Here is a 15,167-nt window from a genome sequence, read left to right on the forward strand (position 1 = left end):
CCCGGAGCGAAGGGACCCGAGCCTGCGAGGGCCGTACGTAGGAGCAAGCGTTTTTTTGCTTACTTTTTTTAGGCGTTTGTAAAAAAAGTGAGTCGCCGTCAGGCGAAACCATAAGCCGCCGTTACCGCAGCAACGGATATACACCCAAAACAACACAACATAAGCCGCTATATACCGAGACAGACACCCCAACACAAAAAACGATATTTCCAAAGCCCCGCAAATCCCCGCTACCCTGAAAAACATAACCAGCAAATCCCCGGGGACTCCATGCCAAGATTCACCCTGAAACCACTACTGATCACCCTCGCACTAACGACCATAGCCCCGATCACACATGCCGCCACAACCCTGGTCTACTGCTCCGAAGCCAGCCCCGCCGGCTTCGACCCCAGCCAATACACCAGCGGCACTGATTTCGACGCCTCCGCCGAAACCGTCTTCAACCGCCTCACCCAATTCCAGCGCGGCGGCACCGACATCGAGCCCGGCCTGGCGACAAAATGGGACGTCTCCAGCGACGGCCTGCAATACACCTTCCACCTGCGCGAAGGGGTGAAATTCCACAGCACCGACTACTTCACCCCGACCCGCGACTTCAACGCCGACGACGTCGTATTCACCTTCCAGCGCCTGCTCGACCCGGCTAACGCCTTCCGCAAGGCCTACCCCGCCGAGTCCCCATACTTCACCGACATGGGCCTGAACACCACGATCAAATCGGTGGAAAAACTCAACGAGCACAGCGTGCGCTTCAATCTCAACAACGTCGACGCTGCCTTCGTGCAGAACCTCGCCATGAGCTTCGCCTCGGTGCAGTCGGCCGAATACGCCGCGCAGCTATTGAAGGAAGGCAAAGCCGCCGACCTCAATCAGAAACCCATCGGCACTGGCCCGTTCGTGTTCAAGCGCTACCAGAAGGATTCGCAGATCCGCTATGTCGCGAACAAGGCCTACTGGAAACCCGAAGACGTGAAGATCGATAACCTGATTTTCTCGATCACTCCGGACGCGGCCGTACGTCTGCAAAAACTCAAGGCCGGTGAATGTCAGGTCAGCGGCTACCCGCGCCCGGCGGATATCGAAGTGATGGAAAAAGACCCGAACCTGCGCGTGCTCAAGCAGCCCGGTTTCAACCTCGGTTTCCTCGCCTACAACACCACACATCCGCCACTGGACCAGCTAAAGGTGCGTCAGGCGCTGGACATGGCCATCGATAAGCCGGCCATCATCAAGGCCGTTTACCAAAGTGCCGGCCAGTTGGCACACAACGCCTTGCCGCCCGCGCAATGGTCGTACGATTCGGACATCAAGGACGCGCCATACGACCCGGAAAAAGCCCGGGTGCTACTGAAAGAAGCAGGGGTTGCGCCGGGTACAACCATCAACCTCTGGGCGATGACAGTGCAGCGCGCATCGAACCCGAATGCACGCATGTCGGCGCAGATGATCCAGCAGGACTGGGCGAAGATTGGCATCAAGGCCAACATCGTCAGCTATGAATGGGGCGAGTACATCAAGCGCGCAAAAAATGGCGAACACGACGCCATGATCTACGGCTGGACCGGCGACAACGGTGACCCGGACAACTGGCTTGGCGTGCTTTACAGCTGCGCGGCGGTCAAGGGCAGCAACTACGCCAAATGGTGTGATCCGGCCTACGACAAGCTTGTTCAGCAAGCCAAAGTTGCGACTGATAAGGCGCAACGGATAAATCTGTATCAACAGGCGCAACTGATCCTTAAACAACAAGTGCCAATCACGCCGATTGCCAACTCCACGGTGTTCCAGCCGCTGCGCAAGGAAGTCACTGATTTCCGTATCAGCCCGTTCGGTCTCACTCCCTTCTATGGCGTGGGTATAAATAGGTAACACCGAGCCCCAACGCAGCGCGCACAACGTGACCGGCGCACTGTTTTGGGGCTCGATTTGCACCGTAAAAACCACCCGCAAACGGTCAAATGCGTCAGAAGTTATACGGATGCGACATTAAGGTACGTTCGTGCCACGCTTTGACGCCGCCGACCGCTCTGGATCTTGCATTGGGTATGGCCCCTGCATAAGTATCCGCAGGCACGACTCACGAGGTCGTACCTCACTACTAAAAAATGACAACAAATCATGAGGCCAACATGCTTAAACACGCGGTCATTCCGTTTTTAGTCGGCGCAGGCTTGTTAGCCTCCGCACCGTTCGCATCCGCTGCGACTAACCTGGTGTTCTGCTCCGAAGGCAGCCCGGCCGGTTTCGACCCAGGCCAGTACACCACCGGAACCGACTTCGACGCCTCAGCCGAAACCATGTTCAACCGTCTGACCCAGTTCGAGCGCGGCGGCACCGCCGTGATTCCTGGGCTGGCGACCAAGTGGGACATTTCCGATGACGGCCTGACGTACACCTTCCACCTGCGTGAAGGCGTCAAGTTCCACACCACCCCGTATTTCAAGCCGACTCGTGAATTCAACGCCGACGACGTGCTGTTTACTTTCAACCGCATGATCAACAAGGACGACCCTTTCCGTAAGGCGTACCCGACGGAATTCCCGTACTTCACCGACATGGGGATGGACACCAACATCACCAAGCTCGATAAAGTCGACGACCACACCGTCAAGTTCACGTTGAAAGAAGTCGATGCCGCGTTCATCCAGAACCTGGCGATGAGCTTCGCTTCCGTGCAGTCCGCCGAATACGCGGCCCAGCTGCTCAAGGAAGGCAAAGCCGCCGACATCAACCAGAAGCCGATCGGCACTGGTCCGTTCGTGTTCAAGAGCTACCAGAAAGATTCCAACATCCGTTACACCGGCAACAAGGATTACTGGAAGCCGGAAGACGTGAAGATCGACAACCTGATCTTCGCCATCACCACCGACCCGTCGGTGCGTATCCAGAAGCTGAAAAAGAACGAGTGCCAGGTCACCCTGTTCCCGCGTCCGGCCGACCTCAAGGCGCTGAAAGAAGACAAAGCGCTGAAGATGCCGGATCAGGCCGGTTTCAACCTCGGCTACATCGCCTACAACGTGATGGACAAGGTCAAGGGCAGCAACGAAGCCAACCCACTGGCTGACCTGCGCGTGCGTCAGGCGCTGGACATGGCGGTGAACAAGCCGCAGATCATCGATTCGGTTTACCAGGGCGCGGGTCAACTGGCCGTCAACGCCATGCCGCCGACCCAGTGGTCCTACGACACCACCATCAAAGACACCAAGTACGACCCTGAGAAAGCCAAACAGCTGCTCAAGGAAGCCGGCGTCAAGGAAGGTACCGAAATCGTGCTGTGGGCGATGCCGGTACAACGTCCATACAACCCGAACGCCAAGCTGATGGCCGAAATGCTCCAGTCCGACTGGGCCAAGATCGGCTTGAAAGTGAAGATCACCAGCTACGAATGGGGCGAGTACATCAAGCGTTCCAAAGGTGGCGAGAACCAGGCCATGATCATTGGCTGGAGCGGTGACAATGGTGATCCGGACAACTGGCTGAACGTGCTGTTCGGCTGCGACTCGCTCAGCGGCAACAACTTCTCCAAGTGGTGCGACAAGAAGTTCGACGGTCTGGTGAAAGAAGCCAAACGCACGACCGATCAGGGCAAGCGCACCGAACTGTACAAACAGGCGCAACACGTCCTCAAAGATGCAGTTCCGATGACACCTATCGCTCACTCGACGGTGTACCAACCCATGCGCGCCAACGTGCAGGATTTCAAGATCAGCCCATTCGGCTTGAATTCTTTCTACGGCGTCAGCGTCAGCAAGTAAGGCATTGCAACGGCGGCGTTTCTGACGTCGCCGTTGCTTTTTCTACCGGGCAAACAGGAAAAGGCCTACACCAAAATCCGTAGTAGATGATTGCTTCGGTATAGGCGCGTCGACTTTTCCTACGAGCATTAAGGCTTTTACGTATTTACTGCCAGAAGCACGGTGCCTACCGTCGCGTACTGACCAGTGTCTGCGTGGGCCACCGGTTTTGCCGTACGTATTGGATCGAGCTCAATGCGCCATGAACGTCCCGGGATCGGGGCCAAAGCGCATTGCACACCATTAAAAAAAGAGGGAGCGTCATGCGCCATACCTTGAAATTGTCCGCATTGCTGGGTGCTGGCCTGTTGGCCGCGTCGTCCGCCAGTTTCGCCGCACAGAAAAGCCTGGTGTTCTGCTCGGAAGGCAGCCCGGCGGGTTTCGATACCGCGCAATACACGACGGCCACCGATAACGACGCCGCCGAACCGCTGTACAACCGCCTGGTCGAGTTCGAAAAGGGCGCGACCAATGTCGTACCTGGCCTGGCAACAACGTGGGATATTTCCGAGGATGGTCTGAAATACACTTTCCACCTGCGTGAAGGTGTGAAATTTCATACGACCCCTTACTTCAAACCGAGCCGCGACTTCAACGCCGACGACGTGCTGTTCACGTTCAATCGCATGCTCGATGCGCAACAGCCGTTTCGTAAGGCTTACCCGACCGAATTCCCGTATTTCAACGGGATGAGCCTGAACAAGAACATCGCCAAGGTCGAAAAGACCGGGCCACTGACCGTGGAGTTCACGCTCAACAGCGTCGACGCCGCGTTCATTCAGAACATCGCCATGAGCTTCGCCTCCATCCTGTCCGCCGAATACGCCGACAAGCTGCTGGCCGAAGGCAAGCCGAGCGACATCAACCAGAAACCGATCGGCACCGGGCCGTTCGTGTTCAAGAGTTATCAGAAAGATTCGAACATCCGTTACACGGCTAATAAACAGTATTGGGACCCGAGCCGGGTCAAGCTCGACAATCTGATCTTCGCTATCAACACGGACGCCTCGGTGCGGGTGCAGAAGCTCAAGGCAGGCGAATGCCAGATCACCCTGCATCCGCGTCCGGCCGATGTCGAAGCGCTGAAGGCCGACCCGAAACTGCAACTGATCTCCAAGCCCGGTTTCAACCTCGGCTACATCGCCTACAACGTCCGCCACAAGCCTTTCGACCAGCTCGAAGTGCGCCAGGCGCTGGACATGGCGGTGAATAAACAAGGGATTCTCAACGCTGTTTATCAAGGCGCCGGTCAACTGGCCGTCAACGCGATGCCACCGACCCAGTGGTCCTACGACGACACCGTCAAGGACGCCGCCTACAACCCGGAAAAAGCCAGGGAACTGCTCAAGGCTGCCGGTGTGAAAGAAGGCACCGAGATCACCCTGTGGGCCATGCCGGTGCAGCGCCCGTACAACCCGAACGCCAAACTGATGGCCGAAATGCTCCAGGCCGACTGGGCGAAGATCGGTCTGAAAGTGAAGATCGTCAGCTATGAATGGGGCGAGTACATCAAGCGCACCAAGAATGGCGAACACGACGTCAGCCTGATCGGCTGGACCGGCGACAATGGTGACCCGGACAACTGGCTCGGCACCCTGTACAGCTGCGATGCGATTGGCGGCAACAACTACTCCATGTGGTGCGATCCGGCGTACGACAAGCTGATTAAACAAGCCAAGGTCGTTACCGACCGCGAACAGCGCACCGTGCTTTATAAACAGGCCCAGCAATTGCTTAAACAGCAAGTGCCGATCACGCCAGTCGCCCACTCGACGGTCAACCAGCCGTTAAGCACCAAGGTCGAGGGCTTCAAAGTCAGCCCGTTCGGTCGCAACGTATTTTCGGGCGTCAGTATCGATTAAACCTACCGATTAGCCGCAACGCTGAGGGGAGCCGTGTACTCCCCTCACGCAAGCGCTTTGCCGAAATTCGTCAATCCGGCCTTTTGCAAACGTTTGCGATGTGTGAACGAGTTCTAAACCAATAACCGGTCTACCAAAAAAAGCCGGGATAAAAAGAAAGTAAAGGAGCTTCACCCATGAAACTGAGCAGCACCGCGATACTGGCCCTGGCCATCAGCAGCATCACCGCCACGGCTTATGCGGAAACCCAAAGCCAGGCGTTCACGCCAGTGACCGTCAACGAAAAGAGCGCCCAGGCCGAAGCCACCGGTTTCCTCGAAGGGCAATCGATCAGCGGTTCGACCCGTAACTGGTACGCCAACGAACAACTCAAGCGCGGCGGCAAGTTCGCTTACCGCAAAAACGGTCAGTCCAACGAAACCGACCGTCGCATCAACTGGGTGCAAGGCACGATCATCAAGTACAACTCGGGCTTTACCGAAGGTACGGTCGGTTTCAGCACCGAAGTGGCCGCATACAACGCCATCGCCCTGGAGCGTGACCGCGAGAACCTCGCTGCCAATAATGGTGGCGCACCGGGCACCCGTCCTGGCGCCGGCAACAACCGTACCCTGACCCGCGAAGGCGGCGACGCTGTCGGCCAGTGGAGCAAGCTGGGCCTGGCCAACGTCAAGGCACGCATCTCCAACACCACCCTGACCGCCGGCCGCATGAACTTCAGCAGCCCGCAGGTCGATGTGATCGGTAACCGTCCGCTGCCATCGAGCTTCGAAGGTATCGCGATCCACAGCGAAGAGCTGAACAACCTGGCGTTCGACGTCGCGACCTTCGACCGCGTTTCGCCACGTACCGAAGAAAGCCTGAGCAAGTTCCGCTCCGAGTACGGCGACATCAACGCCGAAGCCGATCACGTCAACACCGCCGGTATCTCGTACCAGCCGTTCGCCAGCCTGACCACCAGCCTGTGGGGTACCCAGGCCGAAGACCTGTGGAACCAGTACTACTTCGGCGCCACCCACGTATTGGGTGACAGCTCGATCCTCAGCCTGACCACCGGCCTGAACTACTACAAGACCGTCGACGAAGGCAAAAAGCTGCTGGGCGACATCGACAACGACACCTACTCGCTGTCGTTCGGCCTGACCCACCTGGCGCATACCCTGACCTTCTCGTATCAGGAAGTGAACGGTAACGAGTACTTCGACTACCTGCACGAAACCAACGGTATCTACCTGGCCAACTCCCTGCTCTCGGACTTCAACGGCCCGAACGAGAAATCCTTCCAGGTTTCCTACGGCATCAACATGGCCGAATACGGCGTGCCGGGCCTGAAATTCAACATCTACCAGGCGCGCGGCTGGGGCATCGACGGCACTCACTACAAGGGTGGCGGCTATGACGGCGTGCAGGCGATGGACGGCGAGCACCACTATGAATACGGCGTCGGTGCAACCTACGCGGTACAAAGCGGCCCGCTTAAAGCGACGACCATTCGCGGCACTTACACCGCGCACCGCGCCAGCGAAAACCAGGCGGACGGCAGCATCAACGAGTTCCGTCTGGTGACCACGATTCCGTTCAACATTCTGTAAAAACGCCAACCGACGGCTGACTCATGATGAGTCGGCCGTTTGGTTTTTTGTCTTCAACCGATTGCAGAGGGTTATCGATGAAAATGCTTCCCCTACGTGCGGCCATCGCGGCTGCGTTGCTGAGTGTCGCTGTCGGCGCCTCGGCCAAACCCTTGGTGGTCTGCACCGAAGCCAGCCCGGAAGGCTTCGATATGGTCCAGTACACGACTGCAGTCACGGCGGATGCTGTGGCCGAAACCATCTTCAACCGCTTGGCCGACTTTAAACCCGGCACCACCGAAGTGATCCCGGCACTCGCCGAGTCCTGGGACATCAGCGAAGACGGCCTGACCTACACGTTCCATCTGCGCAAAGGCGTCAAGTTTCACACCACCGAATACTTCAAGCCGACTCGCGACATGAACGCCGACGACGTGGTCTGGAGCTTCCAGCGTCAACTGGACCCGAATCACCCGTGGCACAAACTGTCGAGCGTGGGCTTCCCGTACTTTGAAAGCATGGGCTTCAAGGAACTGCTCAAAAGCGTCGAGAAAGTCGACGACAACACGGTCAAATTCACCCTGACCCGCCGCGAAGCGCCGTTCCTGGCCGACATCGCGATGGCGTTCTCGTCGATCTACCCGGCCGAATACGCCGACCAGTTGCTCAAGACCAACAAGACCGGCGATCTGAACAACAAGCCGATCGGCACCGGCCCGTTCATCTTCCAGCGTTACGCCAAGGATGCGCAGGTGCGCTTCAAGGCCAACCCGGATTATTTCCGCGGCAAGCCACCGGCCGACGCGCTGATCCTGGCGATCGCTACCGACAACAACGTGCGTTTGCAGAAGCTCAAGGCCAACGAGTGCCAGATCGCCCTGTATCCGAAGCCGGACGACATCCCGAGCATCAAGAAAGACAGCAACCTGAAAGTCGACGAGCTGGACGCGATGACCGTTTCGTACATCGCCATGAACACCCAGCACAAATACATGAGCGACGTGCGTGTGCGTAAAGCCATCGACATCGCTTTCGACAAGGAAGCCTATGTCAACGCGCTGTTCGGCAAAGGCAACGCGTCGGTTGCAGTCAACCCGTACCCGCCGACCTTGCTCGGTTATAACCACGACCTGAAAAACCCGCCACGCGACCTCGACGCCGCACGCAAGCTGCTCAAGGAAGCCGGCGTACCGGATGGCACCGTGTTCACCCTGTTTACTCGCAACGGCGGCGGTCCGACCAACCCCAACCCGATGCTCGGCGCGCAGATGATGCAGGCTGACCTTGCGAAAGTCGGGATCAAGATCGACATCCGCGTGATGGAATGGGGCGAAATGCTCAAGCGCGCCAAGGCCGGCGAGCATGACATGGTGTCGGCCGGATGGGCGGGCGACAACGGCGACCCGGATAACTTCCTGACGCCTATGCTCAGTTGCGAGGCCGCCAAGAACGGCGAAAACTACGCGCGCTGGTGCAACGAGAAATTCCAGGCGCTGCTGGATGAAGCACGGGCTAAAGTAGATCCCGCCGAACGCGCCGCGCTCTACGAACAGGCGCAAGTGCTGTTTAATCAGGACCAGCCATGGATCAGCATGGCTCATACTCGGATGTTCACTGCAATGCGCAAAAATGTAGAGGGCTACCACATCAGCCCTCTCACCACTAATAACTTCGCCACCACCCAGGTGAAGTAGATAAGAAACGCCCGGCGTCCCTGACCTGAGGGACGCCGGACACGCCTAACCGGCTGATGAGGTACCACACAAGATGTTTAGTTTTATTGCCCGCCGACTGGGGTTGTTGATCCCCACGTTTTTCGGCATCACCTTGCTGACTTTCGCGTTGATTCGCATGATTCCGGGCGACCCCGTGGAAGTGATGATGGGCGAACGTCGGGTCGACCCCGAAATGCACGCTCAGGCAATGGAACGCCTCGGTCTGAACAAGCCGCTGTATGCCCAGTATCTGGACTACATCGGCAAACTGGCCCAAGGCGATCTCGGCGAATCACTGCGTACGCGTGAGAGCGTCTGGACCGAATTCACCTCCCTCTTCCCGGCGACCCTGGAACTGTCCATGGCCGCCCTGCTGTTCGCCGGCATCCTCGGCCTTCTGGCCGGGGTAATCGCGGCACTCAAGCGAGGATCGCTGTTCGACCACGGGGTGATGGGCATCTCCCTGGCGGGCTATTCGATGCCGATCTTCTGGTGGGGCCTGATCCTGATCATGTTCTTCTCGGTGAGCCTGGGCTGGACGCCGGTCTCCGGGCGGATCGACCTGCTGTATGACATCGAGCCGAAAACCGGCTTCATGCTGATCGACACGCTGCTGGCCGATGACGTCGGCGCGTTCTTCGATGCGCTGCATCACTTGATCCTGCCGGCCATCGTGCTCGGCACCATTCCGCTGGCGGTGATCGCGCGGATGACCCGTTCGTCGATGCTCGAAGTGCTGCGCGAAGACTACATCCGCACCGCCAAGGCCAAAGGTCTGTCGCCGTCGCGCGTGGTGTTCGTCCACGGTCTGCGTAACGCACTGATTCCGGTACTCACCGTCGTCGGCCTGCAGGTCGGCACGCTGCTGGCCGGTGCGGTTCTGACCGAAACCATCTTCTCCTGGCCCGGCATAGGCAAATGGCTGATCGAAGCCATCGGCGCCCGGGACTATCCGGTGGTGCAAAACGGCATCCTGTTAATCGCCTGCCTGGTGATTCTGGTCAACTTCGTGGTGGACATCCTCTACGGCTTTGCCAACCCACGCATCCGTCATCAGCGCTGAGGTCAATACCATGAGCACTCCAACATCCTCAGTAGCCACCGCCACGTCCGCCGTGGATCAAAGCCTGCTGTACCCGTCGCCGTACAAAGAATTCTGGCAAGCCTTCGCGAAAAACAAGGGCGCCGTTGCCGGCCTGCTGTTCATGCTGCTGATCATTTTCTGCGCGATCTTCGCGCCGTGGGTTGCGCCGCATGACCCGAGCGAGCAATACCGCGACTTCCTGCTGACACCACCGGCGTGGCTCGAAGGCGGGCAGATTCAATTCCTGCTCGGCACCGATGAGCTTGGCCGTGACCTGCTCTCGCGCCTGATCCAGGGCTCGCGCCTGTCGCTGCTGATCGGCTTGTCGTCGGTGGTGATGTCGCTGATTCCGGGGATCCTTTTGGGTCTGTTCGCCGGTTTCTTCCCGAAGATGATCGGCCCGACCATCATGCGTCTGATGGACATCATGCTGGCCCTGCCGTCGCTACTGCTGGCCGTGGCGATCGTCGCCATCCTCGGCCCTGGCCTGATCAACACCGTGATCGCGATTGCCGTGGTTTCGCTGCCGTCCTACGTGCGTCTGACCCGTGCCGCGGTGATGGGCGAACTGAACCGCGACTACGTCACCGCTGCGCGCCTGGCAGGTGCCGGCCTGCCGCGCCTGATGTTCATCACCGTGCTGCCTAACTGCATGGCGCCGCTGATCGTGCAGGCGACCCTGAGCTTCTCGTCGGCGATCCTCGATGCCGCCGCCCTGGGCTTCCTCGGCCTCGGCGTACAACCGCCAACCCCTGAGTGGGGCACCATGCTGGCCTCGGCCCGCGACTACATCGAACGCGCCTGGTGGGTGGTAAGTCTGCCGGGTTTGACCATTTTGCTCAGCGTGCTGGCAATCAACTTGATGGGCGACGGCCTGCGCGATGCGCTGGACCCGAAACTCAAGAACGCCGCCTGAGGAGATTCCCATGTCACTGCTAGAAATCAAGAATCTCAACGTCCGCTTCGGCGACAAGAACGCCACACCGGTGGTCGACGGCCTCGACCTGAAAGTCGACAAAGGCGAAGTGCTGGCCATCGTTGGCGAATCGGGTTCGGGTAAATCCGTGACCATGATGGCGCTGATGGGCCTGATCGAGCATCCCGGCATCGTCACCGCCGATTCGCTCAGCTTCGACGGCAAGGACATGCTCAAGCTGAGCAACCGTCAGCGTCGGCAGATCGTCGGCAAAGACCTGTCGATGGTATTCCAGGACCCGATGACCGCGCTGAACCCGAGCTACACCGTCGGTTTCCAGATCGAAGAAGTGCTGCGCCTGCACCTGAAAATGTCCGGCAAGCAAGCGCGCAAGCGTGCCATCGAACTGCTGGAAAAAGTCGAAATCCCTGGCGCCGCCAGCCGTATGGACGCCTACCCGCATCAACTGTCCGGTGGCATGAGCCAGCGCGTCGCGATCGCCATGGCGATTGCCGGCGAGCCGAAACTGCTGATCGCCGACGAACCGACCACCGCGCTCGACGTGACGATTCAGGCACAGATCATGGATCTGCTGCTGGCGCTACAGAAAGAACAGAACATGGGCCTGGTGCTGATCACTCACGACCTCGCCGTCGTCGCCGAAACCGCCCAGCGCGTCTGTGTGATGTATGCAGGCCAGGCTGTGGAAGTCGGCCAGGTGCCGCAACTGTTCGACATCCCCGCGCACCCGTACAGCGAAGCGCTGCTCAAGGCGATTCCCGAGCACAGCCTCGGTGCCTCACGCCTGTCGACGCTGCCGGGCATCGTCCCGGGTCGTTACGACCGTCCGCAAGGTTGCCTGCTGTCGCCGCGCTGCCCGTACGTGCAGGACAACTGCCGCGCGCAGCGTCCCGGCCTTGACCCGAAAAGCAACAGCCTCGCCCGCTGCTTCTACCCGCTGAACCAGGAGGTGGCGTAATGGCCGTCGTACTTACCGCCCGCGACCTGACCCGTCACTACGAAGTCTCCCGTGGCCTGTTCAAGGGCCATGCGACCGTGCGCGCACTCAACGGCGTGTCGTTCGAACTGGAAGCCGGCAAGACCCTCGCCGTGGTGGGCGAATCGGGCTGCGGCAAATCCACCCTAGCCCGCGCCCTGACACTGATTGAGGAGCCATCGTCCGGCTCGCTGAAGATCGCCGGCCAGGAAGTTGCCGGTGCCGACAAGGCGCAACGCAAGCAACTGCGCAAAGACGTGCAAATGGTTTTTCAAAGCCCGTACGCGTCGCTGAACCCACGGCAGAAAGTCGGTGACCAGCTCGGCGAACCGCTGCTGATCAACACCAACCTCTCCGCCGCCGAGCGTCGCGAGAAAGTCCAGGCGATGATGAAGCAGGTCGGCTTGCGTCCCGAGCACTACCAGCGCTATCCGCACATGTTCTCCGGCGGTCAGCGCCAGCGTATCGCCCTGGCCCGGGCGATGATGCTGCAGCCGAAAGTGCTGGTCGCGGATGAACCGACTTCGGCGCTGGACGTGTCGATTCAGGCTCAGGTGCTGAACCTGTTCATGGACCTGCAGCAGGAGTTCAATACTGCCTACGTGTTCATCTCGCACAACCTCGCGGTGGTGCAGCACGTGGCCGATGACGTGATGGTGATGTACCTCGGGCGCCCGGTGGAACTGGGCCCGAAAAACGACATCTACGAGCGCCCGCTGCACCCTTACACCCAGGCGCTGCTGTCGGCGACCCCGACCATTCACCCGGACCCGAACAAGCCGAAAATCAAGATCGTCGGCGAACTGCCCAACCCGCTGAACCCGCCACCAGGTTGCGCTTTCCACAAGCGCTGCCCGTATGCGACCGAGCGTTGCAGCACCGAAGAGCCGCTGTTGCGCGAGCTGGATAATCGGCAGGTGGCTTGCCACTACGCCGAGCAATTCCTCGACGGCGCGGCGTAAGCAGCTCCGCAGGCCACCACAAAACCCCATGTAGGAGTGAGCCTGCTCGCGAAAGCGGTTCATCAGTCACCGATAATGTTGACTGAAATGACGCCTTCGCGAGCAGGCTCGCTCCCACAGGGGATTTGTATCGATTCAGGAATTCATGTGTTAACAAACCCCTTCCACCCCGATTGCGCATCAGTCGAGGCCGAAGGGGTTTTCTTTTGCCTGCGATCTACGTCTGGCTATCGCCCTCATCATCCGGGTCATCGCTGTCCGGATCACCGGTCGTCGAGTCGTCATCATCGGCGCTGCCGCCCTGATTCATGTCCCCCGGCTCCGACTCCGATTTGGCAATCATCAGCCCGCTGTGCCCGACCTGCCCATTGAACGCCTGCGAATCGTGATCCTCACACTCGGCCCACGCCGTCGCGGTGCCAAGAGACAGCATCACCATCAATTTCAACAACATCAAAACCCGTAGCAATCTGCTTTTCATGGCCGACTCCATCCTGTTGCGCTAAGACATGCTTGCCGGACTGGCTCCGTGTGAAATCTAGTTGCGAACCATCCGACTCACCACTTAGGACGCGACGGCATGGGCAGAAATGCCCTTGATAGACAGATTGCTTTCGAATAAAGGTCATAACCGAAACAGCTAAGCTGCGCGCGTGGCCTGCCAGGTCAGCGGAATCGAGATCAGCACCAGCAGCGCACTCATCAGCCAGACACTGTGCCCGCCAAATTCGCCATAGAGCTGCCCGCTGAGCATCGGTGATAACAACGCGCTGGCACTCCAGCTCATGAAGAACAATCCGAAGTACTGACCGCTTCTGCCGCTCTGGGCAAACTGCATCGCCAGCACATTCAGCGGCGGCATGAACAGCGCCTCGCCCAGCGTCCAGATAACCGTCGACAGACACACGTAAAACAGCCCCGAACCGAATGGCAACATCCCCAACCCGCACGCCAGCAGCACACTCCCGGCCAGCATCTGCCAGCGCGCGCCCCAGCGTTCGATCGAGTGGGACAGCGGAATCTGCAGCGCAATCACCAGCAACGCATTGAGGCCGAATTGCCAGCCGATCACTTCGGTGCTCAGGTGGTAGTAATCCCGCAGATAATTGCCCAGCGTGCTGTAAACCGTATCGAACGCGATACCGAGCATGGCGGTCGCGGCCAGCAGCCATAGAAACGGTTTATCGCGATACGGCGAGCCTGAAACCGTCTCCCGCGCTCCATCCTGCTTAATGATCGGCCGCCGCCACGTCGTGCGCACAAACCACAACAACGCCAGCATCGTCATCGCCGCACTGACAAAAAACACCCAGCGAAAATCCGCCTGCGCCAACACCCCACCCGCCACCCCGGCAGCCGCCATGCCCAGATTACGCGCCACCCGACTCAACGCCTGCGCCCGCGAACGCTGCGCAACTTCGCAGTACTCCATGATCAGCCGCTGATGCAGCGTACGAATCGCCCCATCAATCACACCACTGAGCAACAACAGACCGGCCAGCCACGCCACCTGCGTCACCAGCCCCAGCAACATCAGCACCCACACCGAAACAAAAAACAGCGCCGCCGTCAGCCGCGCCGTGCGCACATGATCACTGAGCCAACCGCCGAGCATTGAACCGACCAGCAAACCCGCGCCATAAGCCGAGAGTAACCAGCCGACGGTTTCAATCGCAAAACCCAACTCCTGACGCAGATACAACGCCATGAACAGCTTGACCATGGCGCTGAGGCGATTGATAAATAAAAGTGCGGCGAGCACCCAGGCCATCGGGGCGAAATAGCCGTTGGGGTGCAGGAGATGGGTCAGTCCTTTGAGCATGAAACGTCCGCTGTGGGCGAGGGTTCTTTGAACACTAAACCGGATCAAGCGCAATGTCGCGAGGCAAAGGCCTGGCGAAGTAAAAACAGAGTCGGGCTACGTTGCTGAAGAAAATTGCCTACAGAAAATTCTGTATGCCTGACAGTTCCCCATTTCAAGCAGCAACAAAAAGCCCCTCATCGGAACGCCGCCCGCCTATCCCTCTCCCGGAGGGAGAGGGAACTGATCGTGGTGAATGGGCGAGGTACGCCGATCTGAAATACCGAGCCGAACTCAGGATTTGAACAGCTCATCAATCTGGCTCCCTCTCCCTCGGGAGAGGGCTGGGGTGAGGGGCGAATTCACCGAAAATCTCAAGCCGTGCGGCGCTTCTCACCACTCAACAATGAGCGCCAGCTCGAGTGCTTTTGATCTTGATCCACCAGCGACATCGGAAGGCTG

The 15,167-nt window shown here is 59.0% G+C and carries 11 protein-coding genes; 9 read left to right on the forward strand and 2 right to left on the reverse strand.

Features of this window, described 5'->3' with window-relative positions; translation table 11 throughout:
- Positions 1-270 precede the first annotated feature (270 nt).
- The 9 genes from ACYYKW_RS25155 to ACYYKW_RS25195 all read left to right on the forward strand — a co-directional run bounded on the left by ACYYKW_RS25155 (position 271) and on the right by ACYYKW_RS25195 (position 12,904).
- Positions 271-1,872 (forward strand): ABC transporter substrate-binding protein, encoded by a 1,602-nt coding sequence (locus tag ACYYKW_RS25155; RefSeq protein WP_464991459.1) that lies wholly within the window; start codon positions 271-273, stop codon positions 1,870-1,872.
- Positions 1,873-2,132: 260 nt separating this feature from the next.
- Entirely contained in the window at positions 2,133-3,758 is a 1,626-nt protein-coding gene (locus ACYYKW_RS25160; protein WP_464991460.1) for an ABC transporter substrate-binding protein, read from the forward strand.
- 302 nt (positions 3,759-4,060) lie between these two features.
- On the forward strand, positions 4,061-5,659 hold the full coding sequence (locus ACYYKW_RS25165) for an ABC transporter substrate-binding protein (protein ID WP_093104710.1): 1,599 nt from the start codon (positions 4,061-4,063) through the stop codon (positions 5,657-5,659).
- 176 nt (positions 5,660-5,835) lie between these two features.
- Positions 5,836-7,251 carry an OprD family porin gene (locus ACYYKW_RS25170; protein WP_090281746.1) on the forward strand — a complete coding sequence of 472 codons (1,416 nt, stop codon included), beginning with the start codon at positions 5,836-5,838 and terminating at the stop codon, positions 7,249-7,251.
- A gap of 77 nt (positions 7,252-7,328) precedes the next feature.
- Positions 7,329-8,924: an ABC transporter substrate-binding protein gene (locus tag ACYYKW_RS25175; RefSeq protein WP_464991461.1), complete on the forward strand. Its 1,596-nt coding sequence runs from the start codon at positions 7,329-7,331 to the stop codon at positions 8,922-8,924.
- 73 nt (positions 8,925-8,997) lie between these two features.
- Entirely contained in the window at positions 8,998-10,008 is a 1,011-nt protein-coding gene (locus tag ACYYKW_RS25180; protein ID WP_016771720.1) for an ABC transporter permease subunit, read from the forward strand.
- A gap of 10 nt (positions 10,009-10,018) precedes the next feature.
- Positions 10,019-10,945 carry an ABC transporter permease subunit gene (locus ACYYKW_RS25185; RefSeq protein ID WP_093104715.1) on the forward strand — a complete coding sequence of 309 codons (927 nt, stop codon included), beginning with the start codon at positions 10,019-10,021 and terminating at the stop codon, positions 10,943-10,945.
- A gap of 10 nt (positions 10,946-10,955) precedes the next feature.
- Positions 10,956-11,924, forward strand: coding sequence for an ABC transporter ATP-binding protein (locus ACYYKW_RS25190; RefSeq protein ID WP_090281743.1), 969 nt, complete (start codon positions 10,956-10,958; stop codon positions 11,922-11,924).
- Positions 11,924-12,904: a peptide ABC transporter ATP-binding protein gene (locus tag ACYYKW_RS25195; RefSeq protein ID WP_093104716.1), complete on the forward strand. Its 981-nt coding sequence runs from the start codon at positions 11,924-11,926 to the stop codon at positions 12,902-12,904. Before ACYYKW_RS25190 ends, ACYYKW_RS25195 begins: the two co-directional genes overlap by 1 nt.
- 217 nt (positions 12,905-13,121) lie before the next feature.
- On the opposite strand, the gene ACYYKW_RS25200 is transcribed toward ACYYKW_RS25195, so the two are convergent.
- Both ACYYKW_RS25200 and ACYYKW_RS25205 read right to left on the reverse strand, forming a co-directional pair.
- The gene (locus tag ACYYKW_RS25200) at positions 13,122-13,385 is read right to left on the reverse strand and encodes a hypothetical protein (RefSeq protein ID WP_336354872.1); all 264 of its coding nucleotides are present in this window, start codon (positions 13,383-13,385) and stop codon (positions 13,122-13,124) included.
- A gap of 159 nt (positions 13,386-13,544) precedes the next feature.
- Positions 13,545-14,726 carry an MFS transporter gene (locus ACYYKW_RS25205; RefSeq protein ID WP_464991462.1) on the reverse strand — a complete coding sequence of 394 codons (1,182 nt, stop codon included), beginning with the start codon at positions 14,724-14,726 and terminating at the stop codon, positions 13,545-13,547.
- Positions 14,727-15,167: the final 441 nt, after the last annotated feature.

Source organism: Pseudomonas sp. 15C (genome assembly GCF_055484735.1).